The organism is Phycisphaerales bacterium, from assembly GCA_035627955.1.
In the GTDB taxonomy this organism is placed as follows: domain Bacteria; phylum Planctomycetota; class Phycisphaerae; order Phycisphaerales; family UBA1924; genus JAEYTB01.
On record DASPKU010000006.1, the window covers coordinates 312,098 to 328,186 of the forward strand.

At 67.9% G+C, this 16,089-nt stretch carries 13 protein-coding genes; 3 read left to right on the forward strand and 10 right to left on the reverse strand.

Annotated elements, in window-relative coordinates:
- Entirely contained in the window at positions 1-1,251 is a 1,251-nt protein-coding gene (locus VD997_05880) for an aminotransferase class V-fold PLP-dependent enzyme (GenBank protein ID HYE61504.1), read from the reverse strand.
- Positions 1,252-1,325: 74 nt separating this feature from the next.
- On the opposite strand from VD997_05880, the gene VD997_05885 reads away from it, so the two are divergent.
- Positions 1,326-2,729: a M28 family metallopeptidase gene (locus VD997_05885; GenBank protein HYE61505.1), complete on the forward strand. Its 1,404-nt coding sequence runs from the start codon at positions 1,326-1,328 to the stop codon at positions 2,727-2,729.
- Positions 2,730-2,749: 20 nt separating this feature from the next.
- Here VD997_05885 and dacB read toward each other — a convergent pair whose 3' ends face one another.
- Positions 2,750-4,264, reverse strand: a complete 1,515-nt coding sequence (dacB, locus tag VD997_05890; GenBank protein HYE61506.1) for a D-alanyl-D-alanine carboxypeptidase/D-alanyl-D-alanine-endopeptidase — start codon at positions 4,262-4,264, stop codon at positions 2,750-2,752.
- Positions 4,265-4,353: 89 nt separating this feature from the next.
- Positions 4,354-4,809, reverse strand: a complete 456-nt coding sequence (locus tag VD997_05895) for a hypothetical protein (GenBank protein ID HYE61507.1) — start codon at positions 4,807-4,809, stop codon at positions 4,354-4,356.
- 223 nt (positions 4,810-5,032) lie between these two features.
- Here VD997_05895 and VD997_05900 point away from each other — a divergent pair, with 223 nt between their 5' ends.
- Positions 5,033-5,518 carry a response regulator gene (locus VD997_05900; GenBank protein ID HYE61508.1) on the forward strand — a complete coding sequence of 162 codons (486 nt, stop codon included), beginning with the start codon at positions 5,033-5,035 and terminating at the stop codon, positions 5,516-5,518.
- Between the two features lie 27 nt (positions 5,519-5,545).
- On the opposite strand, the gene VD997_05905 is transcribed toward VD997_05900, so the two are convergent.
- Entirely contained in the window at positions 5,546-7,792 is a 2,247-nt protein-coding gene (locus tag VD997_05905; GenBank protein ID HYE61509.1) for a hypothetical protein, read from the reverse strand.
- Positions 7,793-7,932: 140 nt separating this feature from the next.
- On the reverse strand, positions 7,933-8,817 hold the full coding sequence (locus VD997_05910; protein HYE61510.1) for a pseudouridine-5'-phosphate glycosidase: 885 nt from the start codon (positions 8,815-8,817) through the stop codon (positions 7,933-7,935).
- A 48-nt stretch (positions 8,818-8,865) separates the two neighbouring features.
- Here VD997_05910 and VD997_05915 point away from each other — a divergent pair, with 48 nt between their 5' ends.
- Positions 8,866-10,986 (forward strand): M28 family peptidase, encoded by a 2,121-nt coding sequence (locus tag VD997_05915; GenBank protein ID HYE61511.1) that lies wholly within the window; start codon positions 8,866-8,868, stop codon positions 10,984-10,986.
- Between the two features lie 129 nt (positions 10,987-11,115).
- On the opposite strand, the gene VD997_05920 is transcribed toward VD997_05915, so the two are convergent.
- The 5 genes from VD997_05920 to VD997_05940 form a co-directional block, all read right to left on the reverse strand.
- The gene (locus VD997_05920; GenBank protein ID HYE61512.1) at positions 11,116-11,496 is read right to left on the reverse strand and encodes an HU family DNA-binding protein; all 381 of its coding nucleotides are present in this window, start codon (positions 11,494-11,496) and stop codon (positions 11,116-11,118) included.
- Between the two features lie 190 nt (positions 11,497-11,686).
- Positions 11,687-12,490 (reverse strand): endonuclease/exonuclease/phosphatase family protein, encoded by an 804-nt coding sequence (locus VD997_05925; GenBank protein HYE61513.1) that lies wholly within the window; start codon positions 12,488-12,490, stop codon positions 11,687-11,689.
- Positions 12,491-12,544: 54 nt separating this feature from the next.
- Entirely contained in the window at positions 12,545-13,618 is a 1,074-nt protein-coding gene (thiE, locus tag VD997_05930; protein HYE61514.1) for a thiamine phosphate synthase, read from the reverse strand.
- Positions 13,619-13,623: 5 nt separating this feature from the next.
- Entirely contained in the window at positions 13,624-14,607 is a 984-nt protein-coding gene (gene cyoE / locus VD997_05935) for a heme o synthase (GenBank protein HYE61515.1), read from the reverse strand.
- A gap of 97 nt (positions 14,608-14,704) precedes the next feature.
- Positions 14,705-15,991, reverse strand: a complete 1,287-nt coding sequence (locus VD997_05940; GenBank protein ID HYE61516.1) for a pyridoxal phosphate-dependent aminotransferase — start codon at positions 15,989-15,991, stop codon at positions 14,705-14,707.
- Positions 15,992-16,089: the final 98 nt, after the last annotated feature.

The window sequence follows — 16,089 nt, forward strand, 5'->3', positions numbered from 1 at the left end:
TCAGGCCCGCACCGGCGGCGCGGCCGCGCTCACCTCGGCGCACACCTCCGCCAAAGCACCGCAGGCGAAGCGTACATCGTCCTCGGTCACGAACGGTCCAAAGGACAGGCGGAACGCCCCGTGGCTATCGAGCGTCCCCACCGTGGCGTGGGCGTGGGGTGCGCAGTGGATGCCCGACCGCACGAGTACGCCCAGCTGCTCGAGCATCACCGCCATCTCGGCCGGCGGCATGGTGTCGTGCGTGAGCGAGAACACGCCCACCCGGGCCGGCGGGTCGCCCGGCCCGACCAGCCGCAGAGCCGACAGAGGTCCGTCCAGCGGCTCCCGTCCCTGGACCCGCGCCCCGCCTGCGTGCAACAGGTCGGTCATGAGCTCGATCAGGCCAAGCTCGTGCTCGCGCAGCGAAGAGACGCCGCGATCCAGAATCCACTCCACAGCCCGCGAGAGGCCCACAATCCCGATCGTGTTGTGGCTCCCCGCCTCATACTTCTCTGGCAGGCTCGACGGCTGCACATCGTGCTCGCTCAACGACCCCGTCCCGCCCTCGCGCGTGGTCGCGACGAGGTGCTCGACACCCGGCCGGATGTACAACCCGCCCGTGCCCTGCGGACCCATCAGCCCCTTGTGCCCCGGGAACGCCAGCAAGTCGCACGACAGCGCCCGCACATCCACCGGCACATGCCCCAGTGCCTGGGCCGCATCGATGAGGTACAGCACCCCCCGCTCGCGGCAGATTCGCCCGATCTCCGCGACCGGCTGCAGCGTGCCTGTCACGTTGCTCGCCATGTTGACCGCGACGAGGGCAGTGTCGGGGGTGATCGCCGCGGCGACGGCCGCCGGGTTCACCAGCGCCGTCTCAGGATCACAAGCCAGGTACCGCCACTCCGCCCCATGCTCGGCAAGCGCATTGAAGGGCCGCAGCACCGAGTTGTGGTCCATTGCGGTCGTCAGCAGGTGCACGGGCCGGCCCGGATGTTCGCGCACGCGGTGCCGCACGACGCCCTTGATCGCCAGGTTCAGGGCGTCGCTCGTGTTCAGCGCGAAGATGATGTGGTTCGCGCTCTCGCCGTTGATCAGCGTGTTCAGCCGTTCGCGGCACTCGCGGATCAGGCGTGCCCCCTCGCGCGACTCGGCGTAGTGCCCCCGCCCCGGCGACGCCCCCAGGCGTGTGCCGTAGTCCATCATCGCCTCGTACACGCCCGGCGGCTTGGGGAAGCTGGTGGCCGCGTTGTCCAGGTAGAGCCTGCGCATCGCCGGATGGTAGGAAGACGGGTCACCGCCCCGCGTCCGCCGAGGTATGCTCGCACCCTTCACAGGAGGCTCCCATGCGAATCCTGCACGCGCCCGCGCTCGCGTTCCTCGCCGGATCGGCGTTGCTGACTGCCACCCACGCGATCGCCCAGGAAATTCCCGGTGGTCCCTCGCCCGTCGCAACGCAGGTCCAGCGGGCGATCTCGCCGCAGTCGCTCCGCGAGATGAACCACAAGCTCGTCTCCTTCGGCACCCGCCACACCCTCTCCGCGACCGAGGGCGAGCGCGGCGTCGGCGCTGCCCGCCGCTGGATCAAGTCACACTTCGAGTCCTTCAACGCCGGCATCAATGGCGGCCCCGCCGGCGCCCTCGAGGTGTCCTTGGAGGAGTTCACCGCCCCGAAGGGAGTACGCATCCCCGAGCCCACGAAGGTCGCGAACGTTGTCGCGGTCCTCAAGGGCAGTAGTCCAGAGTCCAGCGGCCGCCTCTACTACGTCGTCGGCCACTACGACTCCATGCCCACCAACGTGATGGACGCCCAGAGCGACGCCCCCGGCGCCAACGACGACGCCTCCGGCACCGTCGCGGTCATGGAGATCGCCCGCGTGCTCGCAAAGACGCCGCTCGAATCCACCGTCGTGTTCCTGTGCACGGTGGGGGAGGAGCAGGGGCTTGTCGGCGCCCGCTACCACGCGGAAACCGCGGCCGCGAAAAAGGCCGACATCCGGGGCGTGCTCAACAACGACATCGTCGGCGACCCGTGGGGGCCCAACGGCAACCGCGACCAGTCCACGCCCACGCTCATCCGGGTGCTGTCAGAGGGCCTGCCCCGCAACCCCAACGCGGAGCAGCTCGCCCGCATCCGCCAGATCAGCAGCGAGAACGACTCGCCCAGCCGCCAGCTCGCCCGCTATATCGTCGATGTTTCCCGGCGCGAAGCCACCGTCGTGCAGCCCATGCTCGTCTTCCGCCAGGACCGCTTCATGCGAGGCGGCGACCACATCCCCTTCAACGATGCGGGCTTCGCCGCCGTGCGTTTCACCGAGGTGCACGAGGACTACCGCCACCAGCATCAGACGCCGCGGATCGAGATCGTTGACGGAAAGGAGGTGCAGTTCGGCGACCTGCCCGACTCGGTGGACTTCGACTACCTCGCCAACGTCACCCGCCTCAACGCGGCCGTGCTCGTTAACCTCGCAAACGCCCCCAGCTCCCCCGAGAACGTCCGCATCATCACCGCTAAGCTCGACGTGACCACCACGCTCCGCTGGAGCAAGAGCCCCGAGTTCGACGTTGCCGGCTACGAGCTGGTCTGGCGCGACACCACCAGCCCAACTTGGCAGCACTCGCGCGACGTGGGGGACGCCACCGAGGTGACCGTCAGCGAGAGCAAGGACAACTTCTTCTTCGGCGTGCGTGCCTACGACCGCGACGGATATCGCAGCCCCGTCACGTTCGCGGGCGCGGCGAAGGAGTAGACGCCGCGCCGTCCCAACGCTCAGCCACCGACCTTCACCTGCTCGGGCTGGGCGCTCTTCTGCGTCAGCCACTGGTCTGCGATCTTGACCACCGCCTCGTGGAGCCGCAGGGCGTCCCGGGTCTGGTCATCGGTCTTGATGTCGTTGACCATCACGCTGAACGCCACGCGGCGGCCGGTGCTGGGGTTGATCACGTAGCCCGAGAGGCAGCGCACCCCGTCGATGTACCCGCTCTTGGCCCGCAGCTCGTTCTTGAGCTTGCCGTCCTTGAACCGGTTGCGGAGCGTGCCCATGCCCGGGCGTGCGAGCGACTCGGTGTACACCTCACAAACCTTCGCGTCCTCCGCCATCTCGCCGAGCCACTTGGTAAACGTCGCGGGCGAAACCTGGTTGCCGCGCGACATGCCCGAGCCGTCGGAGATGGTCGTCGACGCCGCGTACGTCGGTCCGAGCTTCTGCCCGATGACCATCCGCAGCACCGAGCCGCCGTTGTTCCAGGAGCCCGAGTCCTTGGTCACCGCGTGACCCACGCGCTTGAGCAGCGCCTCCGCGTACATGTTCTCGGAGTCCGCGTTGCACCGGCGGAGCACATCCGCGATCGGCGTGTGCACCGCCGCGATCGCGCGACCGCCCGCGAGCGACTCCTGCGGCTGTGCCAGCCGCACGTTCATCCCGCTCGCACCCTGCGAGACCTTGACGCCCGCCTTGCTCACCTGGTGAGCCAGCAGGCGCCCGAAGAACATCGCGGGGTCCTGCAGGGTGATGTCGATTGGCTGCTGCGTCTGGAAACGGACATCGCCGCGGAGGGCGAAGCGGTCCTCGCCCGCCTCCCGCGTGATCCACGCGCTGTTCTTCCCGTCGACGATGGTCCTCGCCCGCACGTCCACCCGTACCCACGGCGCCTCGGGCTCGGTGGAGTACACCGGCGGCGTGCCCGCGCCTTGGATTCCCGGACCAGGGAAGAACGACAGCACGTTGGCGTGGAAGTTCACGCCGCTCACCTGCGCGCAGTACGGCCGGTCGAGCTGGTTGACCGGCCACGAGGGGTGCACGAGCTCGCGGTCGAACACGCGGTCATCCACGATGATCTCGGTCACCTCGGTCATCCCCGACTTCGCGACCGCCGAGGCGAGGGCACCGAGCATGTCGCCCACCGTCAACTTCGGCTGACACTCCTGCAGCACCAGCGGGTCGCCCAGCGCCGGGTCACCCGCACCCCGAACGATCAGGCGCGTCCCATCCCGGATAATTTCGGTTTTGAAGGTGAAGTCCGGCCCGAGCACCGAAACCGCCGCGCCGGTCGTCAGCAGCTTCATGTTCGACGCGGGCGTCAAGGCCACATCCGCGTGCACATCGGCCAGCTCGTCGCCGGTCTCGAGGTCCACGAGGCTGATGCCCACCTGCGTGGGGCCGAGTCTCATGCCCCCGAGCGAGCGGGAGACCTCATCGTTCAGTGAGCGCGGCTGGGCGAGCGCCGTCCCCGCTAGAACCATCATCGTTGCCGCGGCCGCTGCGAGCGCGTGGGGAACCTTCATGGGTGATCTCTGCTCCAAGTTGCAGGTGCGTACGCACACAGATCGGCGAACCGCCGCCGACGGCTGCAACCGCGCCAGAGAGTACCGCGTTATCGCTCCGAGCCGGCCATCCGCGGACGCATCTGCGCAAGCGACACGATGTCATCCGCCTGCGTCTTATTGAGCAGGTCCCATGATGCCCAGCGCAGGCCGTCCACCATGGGAGCGTGCGTCAGGCCGTCGCGGATGAACTTCGTCAGCTTGCGGATGGGCAGCTCCGGCAGCGCGTCATCCAGAACGGGGAGCACGACCCGGGGCTTCGCGGGGTCGGGGATCAGGTACGCCCACGCGCGCTCCGCGTCGCCGCTCATGCGGTACACGAATGCCCAGTTCCACACCCCGTGCCAGGCGATGTCCTCCTTCACGCCCTCGCAGGCGCGGAGCTTCTGGCGGGTGTGCTCGATCAGCGCGGCGGACTGCTTGTTGAAGGGGGCGAGGAGGTCGTCGGGTGTAGGAGCCTTGTAGCGGTCCAGCCAGGCAAGACGTGTCTTGGATGGGGCCGACATGGGTGGACTCCGTTGACTGCTGCCACAAGCAAGGGAGGACGCTGAGCTTGCGGGTGCGCCACGCCAGAGTTGGTGTGGGGGTGCACCAGAGGGATTCTTGGCCCGATCCTTCACCCGGTCCAGCACTAGGTTCATACGGGCGGCAGGTTTACAGCCAGCCCCGCCGGCTGGGTTGCACCCCGGTAGGATGTAGGGAGCCTCGAAGCTCATCAGGAAGCCCCCAGTGCCTGACAAAACCCAATCAGAAGTCTCCGCCGCCCCCGCCTCCCCCGAGCTCGACGTGCAGGGCTGCTCCGTCCTCCTCGTGGATGACAACGAGCAGAACCTTGAGCTGCTGCTGGCATACCTCGAGGAACTAGGGTGCGAGCTGAGGACCGCGGCCGACGGCATCGAGGCTCTCGACGAACTGGGCAAGCGGCGGCCGGACCTGATCCTGCTCGACGTCATGATGCCCCGCATGAGCGGGTTTCAGGTGTGCTCAAAGATCAAAAAGGATGCCGGGCTGCGGGATATCCCGGTCGTGATGGTCACGGCTCTGAACGAAGTCGCCGACGTGGAGCGGGCGGTGGAGAGCGGCGCCGACGACTTCCTGACTAAGCCGGTCAACCGCCTGGAGCTGGTCACGCGGGTTCGCTCGCTGCTGCGGGTGAGCATGCTCCAGCGTCAGCTCAAGCAGACCATGGCCGAGCTGCGGAAGCTCGGAGGCTGAGGCCTCTCGCACGCGAGGCAGACACGCTCAGCAGGGCCCGCCGCCCAGGACGCGGAAGAACGACTCGATATCCTGGTCCGTCGCGGTGTCGCCGTCGCCATTGAAGTCGGCGCTCTGGCACGTCGGGCAGCAGTTGCCGCCGATGCACGCGAAGAACGCCTCAATGTCCTGATCCGTCCCGATGTCGCCGTCCTGGTTGTAGTCGGCCGTGCCGCACACGACGGGTGTGGGAACATAGCCAACGTACATCACGACGTTGTACGACTCGTCGGCGCTGGCGGGGTTATTGTTGAGAACGCTGGGGTCCTCGAACACGCTGTTCCCGTCCATGTCATAGCAGACGCGTGCGGAGAGCACGAGCCCCCCGAGCTGCCGCGGATCCCCTGGCTCCATCGTTGTCGGATCGACGTTGTTCCACGCCTGCTGCGTGGCGCTGCCGGACCAGATCGACGCCGAAGACGCGGAGTCCGCGTCCGACAGGTTGAGGACCTGCACCTGGTAGTTGGTCCCCGAGTTGCGCCCGGCGAACACTGAACCCATCTCCAGCACCACTTCCAGCGAGTAGCAGAAGCTCGCCTCGTTGTAGAGCCCGCGGATCAGGGCGATGCTCGGCACCTCCAGCACCTGTGCGCCTAGACGCTTCTTGAGCGAGACAGAGGCGATGAAGTACAGATTCCCCGCGGCGTCAAACGTCGGTGAGGAGATCGACGGCCCCGCCGATGCAAAGGGATTCTCGCTGAGCGATGCCAGCCGCCCGATCGACGCGTCGTTCCCGTCAACCACTCCGTCGCCTTCGCCGGTGTCGTTGGTGCCGGGCGCGCCGTCCAGCCCATAATCACCGAAAAGCTGCTTGCCCGTGGTCTGGCTCACATCAATCCACGCGGCGTTCGACCACGTCACTGGCGAGTTCGCGTTCGTCGGGTCGAACCGGGCTACAGCGATCGCCCCGAGCGGGTTGGCCGAGCCGCCGATGCTGCCGTGGTACACCACTGACGCGACAAGGGCCCGCCCCTGCCGATCTCTGGTGATCGCCACCGGCCCGGAGCCGCCGCGGAAAATGGTCTGGCTCTCGTAACCGCGGAAGTCGCCGTTCCCCAGGTTCCACGTGTACGCAATGCACGGGTCGGTGAGCGACGACGGCAGCGACACGGTCCGCGTGGCGGTCGGTGCGCCGCTCGTATTCACGCCCCACAGGCTGATCGAATCAGTCTTCCCCGCGCCGGAGTTACCGCGGGTGAGGATGCCCGCGGTGCCCACCGTGCCCGCGAACAGGGTGCGTGCGGTGAACGACGGCGCCCCGCGATGATCGATCGTCCCCGTACGGTGAGCCGTCGAGGACGTGATCGCGTTGGCCGAGGTCTCGGTGCGGGCATTGCTCAGCAGGTCCGACCCCACGACCACAGGCCGTCCCGCGAGGTTCGCCGGCACGGCCGTGGGCACGGTGTGCGTGACCGGATCGCGCACCAGCACCCAGTCCGTCGCGGGCCCGTTACTGCCTCCGTTGTTGTCGATCAGGTTGACCGTCGTGCCGCGCGCGGGAGCCCGCACACGGAAGTAGTTGTCGCCGACCAGCAAACTCGCCGCTGGTCCGGTCGATCCGAAGCTGTCGGCCCGGAAGCTCAGGTTGCCGTCCGCATCGATCGCACCCAGACCCAGCTGCGACCGATCCGTGGCGCCGTTCGTGCTGTTCGCCGCGGCGTGAATTCTCGTCACATAAAGACGCGATGGGTTCTCCGGGTCAAATGCCGCAAGCCCTGCGTACAGCTGGTTCACGAACACGTTGCTCGTGCCCACCACGATCTCGTCAAAGTCCATCAGCCCCACCCCGAACACCGTCGCCTGCGTAGGTGGCTGCACGGTCGAGTTGAGCGACGCGATGTTCTCGTTCGTGTTCAGCCCCCCGCCCGCCGCGCTCCAAAGCGTGTAGGAGCTCGCCAGCGGGGTGGCCCCGGTCTTCACCGCCGCCGAGATCGTCGAGGTGCCGTTGAGGGCCGTGAACCGGGCCGCGCTGGTCTTCCCCGACTTCATGATCGGAGCGACGCCGAAGGTCGTTCCCGCCGACGTCCTGAACTCCCGCAGGTCAACCACGTAGTTGCTGCGCATCCCCGGGCCGATGTTCCACGGGTTGAGCGCATCCCCCGGCAGCCCCGACCCGCCGTCGCTGTTCCGCGACACGCTGTCCTGAGCCACGCACGGCACAGCCAGCCCCGCCACGGCGGCCAGCAGGGCGGAACAGGCCCACAACGGGGAGGCGATTGCGGCGGTCTTGCTCACGTGTCCGACTCTCCTCGCCAGTGAAACAAAGGGACATCGACCAGATGCCCGGACCCCTGTACCCCGCCAGCGGCGGGCCGAGAGGTCTTTCCTCATCTTAAGGCATGGCCCCAAACCCCACAATCCAGAAATCGACCCCTTCAGGCGGTCACTCCTGGGGCCAGCCGTCGCGCCAACTCCGCCGCGAGGGCCGCATTGCTCCGAACGAGGTCCAGATTGGCCCGCAGCGTCGCCCCGCCCGACGCCCCGTGGAGGTGGGCAAGCAGGAACGGCGTCGTCTCCCGGCCTGCAATACCCGCCCGCTCGGCCTCGTTGATCGCCTCCGCCAGCCAGCGGTCCCAATCGGCCCGCGGGAGCTCACTCGCCGCCGGGATCGGATTGCACACCACGATCCCCCGACCCGTGCGGGCGAGCTCATGCCGCACGTACGCGGCAAGCTCGCCGATGTCATCGAACCGGGCGTCCACGCCGGCCGCGCTCTCCCGCAGGTAGAACGCAGGAAACCGGTCCGTCTGCCATCCGATAACCGGCACCCCGAGCGTTTCGAGTGCCTCCCGCGTTGCCTCCACGTCGAGGATCGACTTCACGCCGCTGGTGACGACCGCAACCGGAAAGCGTGTGAAGGCCGCGAGGTCGGCGCTGATATCCAGGTGCTCCCCATACCCGCGGTGCACGCCGCCCAGCCCACCCGTCGCGAACACCTGCACGCCCGCCGCGGCCGCGAGCTCCATCGTCGTGCTCACCGTGGTCGCTGCGTGCCGCCCGCGCGCGATGAACACCCCGAGATTCGAAGAGTTGGCCTTCGGCACCCCGTCGGCCGCGAGTAGCGCCGTCAGCTCTTCGTTTGTCAGCCCCACCGTCGGCCGCCCGGCCACCACCCCCACCAGCAACGGGTGAGCGCCACGATCTTGCACGATGCGGGCGAGTTCGTACGCGAGGGGCTCCCCCTGGCCCCTGGGCACGCCGTGCAGCAGCAGCGTGGTCTCGAGGGCGACGGACGCGGGGCGGGCCCGGTTGATGAGCATGAGCGATGGTAGTTGACGCGTGCGCCGGGGGGTGGTACCCGTAGCGGCATGCTGACCACGGCGATGTGTGTGATGCTGGCCCTTGGACAGCCCGGCGACGCGCCCAGCCCACTCGTGCACGAAGGGGTCCCCCGCGAGCACGACGCGACCATCAAGGGCTACTTTGGCCGCCTTGACCTGCGCGTGGCCATCAACGACCTCATCACGCCCGAGGCCCTCCGCGCCTGGCACATGGACCTCGCGAAGGAGCCCCACATCGCCGGCACCGAGGGCAGCGCCCGCGTCGTGGAGAAGCTTCGCGCGGGCTTTGAGGGCCTTGGCCTCAAGACCGAGGTATGGGACTTTTACCCGCTGCTCTGCGAGCCCATCGCCGCCGAGTTGGAAGTGATCGCCCCCGAGCGTCTCACCCTCGACCTCGCCGAGAAACCCGTCCGCGGCGACCCCGACAGCGCCAAGATCGGCTTCGGCTGGAACGCCTACAGCGGCAGTGGGGAGGTCACGGCCGGCGTTGTCTACGCCAACTACGGCACCAAGGCGGACTTCGAGAAGCTCGCGGCGATGGGCGTCAGCGTCAAAGGCAAGATCGTCCTGGCACGCTACGGCGGCAACTACCGCGGTTACAAAGCCAAGTTCGCCGAGGCCGCGGGAGCCGCCGGCCTCATCATCTACACCGACCCCGCGGACAGCGGGTACATGAAGGGCCTGGTGTACCCCGAGGGCGGCTACGCCAACGACTGCTGCATCCAGCGCGGCTCGATCGTGACGCTGCCCTGGCAGGGCGACCCCCTCACCCCGGGCAGGCCCGCGACAGAAGAGGCCGAGCGCCTCAAAGAGAGCGAGGTCGCGCTGCCCCGCATCCCCGTGCAGCCCGCGTCCTACGCAGCGGCAAATGAGATCCTCTCGCGTATGACCGGCGAGGCCGTGCCTGAAGGTTGGCAGGGTGGCCTGCCCTTCACCTACCGCATTGAAGGCGGCGACGAGCTCAAGGTGCGGCTGAAGGTCGAACAGAAGCGCGTAGTTAAGAAGGCCTCGAATGTCATCGCCCGCATCGAGGGCAGCACCTACCCCGAGCAGCTGGTCATCGTCGGCTGCCACCATGACGCCTGGAACAACGGCGCCGCGGACCCCCTCGCGGGCACCATTGCCATGATGGAGTGCGCCCGTGCCTTCGCCGAGCTCGAGAAAAAAGGCGAGCGCCCGCTCCGGACCATCGTGTTCGCCGCGTGGGACGCCGAGGAGTTCGGCATCATCGGCTCCAGCGAATGGGTTGAGGCCCACCGCGACGAGCTCACGAAGAACGGCATCGCCTACATCAACCTCGACATGGCCTCCATGGGCCTGGACTTCGGCAGCGCCGCCTCTCCCAGCCTCCGCAGGGTCATCGCCGACGCGGCCTCCAGCGTCCCTCAGCCCAAACAGGCGGGAAAAACCGTCCTCGACGCGTGGCGCGAACGCACCAAGACCAGCGACGGCATCCCGCCCTTCGGCGACCTCGGCGGCGGCAGCGACCACGTCGCGTTCCTCTGCCACGCCGGTGTTCCCAGCTGCTCCATGGGCGGCAGCGGCTCGAAGGGGAACTCGTACCACTCCGCATACGACACGCTGCCGTGGTACTGGAAGACGGTGGGGACCGACTACGAATCAGCGCGGATGGTGGCGCGGGTGACGGCGCAGACAGTGGAGCGGCTGGCGTACCAGGAGCGCCTCCCGCTCGACTTTGCTCCGGTGGCCAATGACGTCCGGGCCAAGGCGGCGGTTCTCAAGGAGAAGACGATCGCCGCTTCGATCTACCCGCCCCACACCGCCGGCGTCGCGGCTTCGTTTGACGTACTCCACAAAGCCGCTGATCAGTTCGAGCAGGCGTGGTCGGAGTTCGAGAAGAGCAACCTGCCCCCGCACGCGGCCAACGCCCACCTGATGAGGCTCGACCGGCTCTGGCTCACGCCCGAGGGGCTCCCGGACCGCCCTTGGTTCCGCAACAGCTACGCCGCCCCCGACGAGGACTCCGGCTACAGCTCGTGGATCCTGCCAGGCATCAACGCGGCCATCGCACGTCGCAGCGAGCAGATGCTGGCTGACGAGCTGATCAGGGTGAAGAGCACGCTCGAGAAGGCAGCCGACGTTCTACGGAACGGCCTCGGCGAGACCCCGTCCTCCGCTGGCCAGTGATCATTGAAGGATTGACGGGCGACCTCCCACTCCCTCAATCCCTCACTTGCCAGCTCCCGAAACAACAACGCCGCCCTTCCGGACGGCGTTGCGTTCAGCACATCACTGATGGGGTGAGCCTCAGGCCACTCACACCATCTGCTTCAGGCCCTTGAGGGGGCGGATCTTGATCACGGTGCGGGCGGGCTTCGCCTTCACCGTCATCATCTCGCCGGGCTTGAAGGGGTTGGGCTTCTGCGCGGCCTTGGTGGCGGCCTTGTAGATCGACTGCACCTTCATCATGCCGGGCACCACGAACACGCGGTTCTGGCTGGCGCTGGGCTTGGCCAGGTCCGCCGCCATCATGCGGCCGAGCACGTCGAACACGCCGGCGACCTGCTTGCGGCTGATCCCGACGTTGTCGGCGATCAGCGTGAAGATCTCCGTCTTCTTGCGCTGCTTGGACGCGGGGGTGATCTTGGCCGGCTTGGGGGCGGCCTTGGCCGTGCTCTTGCTCGCTTTCTTCGCCATCTGTCTTTCTCCGTAAAGGAAGGGGTTTCTCTCCGAAAAACCACACGTTTTCCGCGAGTGCTGTGCCGCGTTGTATCAGCGCCGCGGCAGGTCAGCAAGGTGCCGGGGGTGGAAAACCCCCGATTTCAAGCACTTTTTCGGCGCTCCCCCTGCCGCACCTGCACAGTTTCAAGGGAAATGCGCTGGTTTCTCAGCCGGTGGGGGACGCCGCCCCTCCGAAAAGCCCCGCTTTGTGCCGGTGATTGGGCATCCCCGCGCTCGCGCACCCCACGCCATGGGCGAGCGCCGCCGGGCTCAGGTCCACTAGCAGCGGCGCGTGGTCCGACAGCCCTGCCTCGCGCTCAAACTGTGAATACCACGCATTTTGCAGCCTTTCCGCGAGTGGCGGCGACAGGTACGCCGCGTCGATCCGCCACCCCTGGCCGTCGTGACTGAACCACGAGTACTCGGCCTTGTCGGGGTTCCGCGAGCGCCACGCGTCCACGTACCCCCGACCCAGCAGCGACTCGAGCTGCTTCGTGCACCGCTGCGACTTGGGCCCGCCGTCGAGCCCCCGGCGCGAGGTGTTGAAGTCGCCGAGGATCACCGCGTCCGTAGTTTTCCACAATTCGGCGGCGCCAAGCAGGAACTCCCAGTACGAGCGCTTCCCCGGCGCGTCGGCGTCATCGGGCACATGGACGCCCGCGACGGTCAGGTTCTGCTCCGGCAGCCTCGCGGCGAGCCAGCGCCCATTCTCCGGTGCGCCCGCGATCAGAACCGGCAGCAGCGGCACGCGCGAGGCTATCAGGATCCCATTGACGCGCGACGTGCTGCGGGAGGTGAGGTGGAACTCCAGCCCATGGTCGTTGAGCACGCCGCGGATCGAGCTGCCCCGCGTCACTCGGAACTCGGTCAAAACCACCACGTCGGGCTTGTGGGCCAGCAGCGAGAGGATGATCTCCGGCAGCCGCTTGGGCCCGCCGCCGTGCAGGATGTTCCAGGTGATCAGACGCACGTCAGGAAGGTAGCCCGCGTACCCCGCCGCTCCACGGTGGTGCAGCAGTAGACCTCAGGGCCCCGACACCGGCGCTGTGGAAATCGCCCCAACCAATCTCCGGCACACCGCCGCCGGATCCTCCGCTCCACACACCACCGACGACACCGCCACGCCCCGCACGCCCACCTCGAGGAGCCGTCCGATGTTCTCGGCGGTAATCCCGCCGATCGCCAGGTGCGGCACCTCCCGCGTCCGCTCGTCCCGCAGATAGTCCTTGAGGTACTGCGGACCCACGATGCGCGGCTTGCCCTTCGTGGTCGTCGGGAACATCGGCCCCACGCCGCAGTAGTCCGCCCCCGCCTCCACGGCCGCGACCGCCTGCTCCATGTTCTCAGTCGAAACTCCCACAAGCAGGCGGGACCCCGTGATGCGCCGCACCTCGTGCACGTGGAGATCGGTCTGGCCAACGTGCACGCCCTGAGCGCCGGCGAGGAGGGCGATGTCGGGCCGATCGTTCACGATCACCGCGGCACCGTGCGGAGCAGCGAGCTGCACCAGGATGCGGGCGCGTTCTAGCAGTTCGCGAGAGTCGAGCGTCTTCTCACGCAGCTGCAGGGAGTCGGCCCCGCCCTCAAGGGCAAGCCGGGCCACCTCCTGCCAGCCATGCACCCGGCACAGCGACTCGGTGATCAGCACGCAGAGCCGCCACTGCCTTCTCCGGTCGAACGCCCCCAACGCAAGGGCCAGCCGCTGGTCCCAGGTATACGCGCGGTACCGCACCTGCTCGAACGCCGCCGCCGCCCCCGGGGCCGTAAGTGCCTTCGCCGCTTCTTCCAGCGACCGCAGCGCCTCGGTCAGTCGCGACCCCGCGGCCGCGGCAATCCGTGCCACGCCCTCCCGGCACATTTCGGGCCGCGTCTTGATGACCGTACCAACGTCCCCGGGCGTGTCTCGCGCCGCCAGCAGCCGCAGGCGGTCGGCGGGCAGGAGCTCGACGGCCCCTTGGAAGTCGTGCCGCAGGTGCTTGAGCCCCTTCGAAAGCTCCGTGCTGTTCAGCACGAACCGGGCGACGTCCTCCATCACCCGCAGCGCCTCGCGGGCGCGGTTGGCGTTCGCGTCGATGATCCTGAGCAGGGAGTCGGCCATAGGCCCTACAGCAGCGTCCGCAGCACCGCCTCCACCGTCATCGCCAGCAGCACCAGCGGCAGGTGGGCGATAGACGCGAAGAACACGGCCCGGGCCGCGGAACGTGTCCGCGTAACGATCAGCCGTACCGCGAGCGCTCCGAAGAACATGGCCGCGCCGCCGGCGATCACGATGTACGGCAGCCCCAGCAGCTCGGGCATGACCTTCGCGGGGAAGATCGTCGCGGGGATGAGGGCGAGGGTCCACAGGGCGACGGTCAGCGCCGTCCACAGCCCCTTCTCGTCCACCACCGGCAGCACCATGTACCCGCCGGTGCGGTAGTCCTCTTTGTACATCCAGGCGATCGCCATGAAGTGCGGGATCTGCCAGATGAACATGATGGCAAAGAGCGACAGCCCGCCGGCCTCGAGGATCGACTCAAACCCGCCGCCCTTGTTGGCCGCAGTCCATCCGATCAGCGGCGGCAACGCCCCGGGAATCGCGCCGACAAAGGTCGCGAGCGTGGTCCGCGTCTTCATGGGCGTGTACAGCGCGACGTAGCTGACCACGCACGCCAGCGAGATCAGGCTGGGGATCGGCCCGGCAAGCAGCAGCACCGCGACGCCCGCCACGCACAGCGCTACGCCCGTCGCGAGGACCGCACCCGGCGTCACCCGCCCCTGCGGCAGCGGCCGTCGCTGAGTCCGCGGCATCACCGCGTCCCGCTCGCGCTCCATCCACTGGTTGACCGAGTTAGCGCCCGCCGCCGAGAGGGCCGTGCCGACCATGCAGATCAGCCCGGTCACGAGCAGCTCGCCAATGGTCCAGTTGCCCGTCACCGCCCCCATGACAAAGCCGACCATCGACGTCACCGTCACGAGCCGGGTGATCCCGGGCTTGGTGGTCTCCACCAAGCTGCGGACCATCCCGCGCGGCGCACGCACCAAGGCATCACCGGGGGCGATGTCGGCCGAGGGAGGAGTCGCGGCGATCACGCCGACTTGATCCACAAACGTCTCCGCGCTGAGCACTGGAAAAGTTACGGTCTGACAGGAACCCGATGATACCCGGCCGCCATGCCTTCAGGCGGCAATCGGACCGGTGCACTCAGGCGTTCTTGCGGTACTTGGCGACCATCTCGGCCAGCCGACCCAAGCCGGCCTCCAGCACCTTGCGGGGTGGGCCGAAGCTGAACCGCACGAAGCCACGGAGCGGCGAGGGCGCCGGGCGGCTGCGATTCGGGTTCACATCGAAGTACTCCCCGGGAACGGTGAGCACCTTGTGCTTGAACGCGGCGTACATGAAGCCCTCGCCTGTGTTCAGCGGCTCGGGCAGCTTGCTGATGTCGCCGAACACGTAGAACGTGCCCTCGGGCTTGCCAGGGACCTCAATGCCCATGCCTCGGAGTGCGGTGATCGTCAGGTGCTGCTTGAGGGCGAACTCCACGGCCGTCGCCTTCGTCTCCTGATCCGCCCGCGCGGGCTCCAACACCATCACCGCCGCCCGCTGGATGGGGCGGGACGGCCCGCCGTCGAGGAAGCTGCCCGCGGCCGTGAGTGCGTTGATGATCGGCACCGGCGCCACCACCCAGCCCACGCGCCACCCCGGATAGCGGAAGCACTTGGTCAGGCCATCGATGATCACGACGGGGTCGGTGTTGACCTCGCGCACGCACTGGGCCGCGGATATCGACGGCCGCACCCGTCCATCCGCGAAGGAGTAGTGCGAGTAGAACTCGTCCATCAGCAGCGTGCAGTTGCGGGTGCGGGCGATCTCGGTCCAGGCCGCGAGCTCGCGCCCGCTGACGACCGCGCCCGTCGGGTTGCATGGGTTGCTGATGAGCAGCGCCCCGATCTTCTCCTTCACCACGCGGGCGTCGAGCTCCTCGTGCCCGATGCGCCAGTTCTTCTCCGGGCGCAGCTCGATCCACGTGGGGCGGATGCGGCTGAAGGTGACGAGCAGGTCCTCGTAGGCGGTGTAGTCGGGCGTGAAGTACCCGAGCGTGAGGTCGCTCAGGCTCGCGCCGATGCGGGTGAGGGCCGCGCGGCCGCCGGGTGCGATCATCACGTTGGCTGCGGTGTACTGCGACGGGTGGTTCTTGCGGTAGAGGCGGTTGTAGTGCGCCGCCACCGCCTCGCGCAGCTCCGGGATGCCCTCGACCGGCCCATAGCCGTGGTCGGGCGTGTCGATCTCGAGCTCATCGAAGCGCGCCGGCGCGCCCTCGAGTTCGCCGATTTCTGGCTGCCCCTGGCCGAGGTTCGCCCAGTCGGGCGCGCCCATCTTCCAGCCGTTCTTCATCGCCTCGTTGTTGACGCGGATCACGCCCATGAAAGGCAGCGGCCGGAACGCGGGGAACGAAGGAGACGCGGGCGGGGCGCTGGGGGCGGTGGTCATGGGGGCCAGTGTAGCGAAACGAGGAGAGCGAAATGCGGAAACCGGTGAGCGAAAATGAGGACACGATGCCGGGGTGAACTCGCAGGGCGCAAAGAAAG

What these genes read in the sequence shown, in the direction of transcription:
- VD997_05880 (HYE61504.1), bottom strand. Translation starts at nt 1,251, where the DNA reads ATGCGCAGGCTCTACCTGGACAACGCGGCCACCAGCTTCCCCAAGCCG.
- VD997_05885 (HYE61505.1), top strand. Translation starts at nt 1,326, where the DNA reads ATGCGAATCCTGCACGCGCCCGCGCTCGCGTTCCTCGCCGGATCGGCG.
- dacB (HYE61506.1), bottom strand. Translation starts at nt 4,264, where the DNA reads ATGAAGGTTCCCCACGCGCTCGCAGCGGCCGCGGCAACGATGATGGTT.
- VD997_05895 (HYE61507.1), bottom strand. Translation starts at nt 4,809, where the DNA reads ATGTCGGCCCCATCCAAGACACGTCTTGCCTGGCTGGACCGCTACAAG.
- VD997_05910 (HYE61510.1), bottom strand. Translation starts at nt 8,817, where the DNA reads ATGCTCATCAACCGGGCCCGCCCCGCGTCCGTCGCCCTCGAGACCACG.
- VD997_05915 (HYE61511.1), top strand. Translation starts at nt 8,866, where the DNA reads ATGCTGACCACGGCGATGTGTGTGATGCTGGCCCTTGGACAGCCCGGC.
- VD997_05920 (HYE61512.1), bottom strand. Translation starts at nt 11,496, where the DNA reads ATGGCGAAGAAAGCGAGCAAGAGCACGGCCAAGGCCGCCCCCAAGCCG.
- thiE (HYE61514.1), bottom strand. Translation starts at nt 13,618, where the DNA reads ATGGCCGACTCCCTGCTCAGGATCATCGACGCGAACGCCAACCGCGCC.
- VD997_05940 (HYE61516.1), bottom strand. Translation starts at nt 15,991, where the DNA reads ATGACCACCGCCCCCAGCGCCCCGCCCGCGTCTCCTTCGTTCCCCGCG.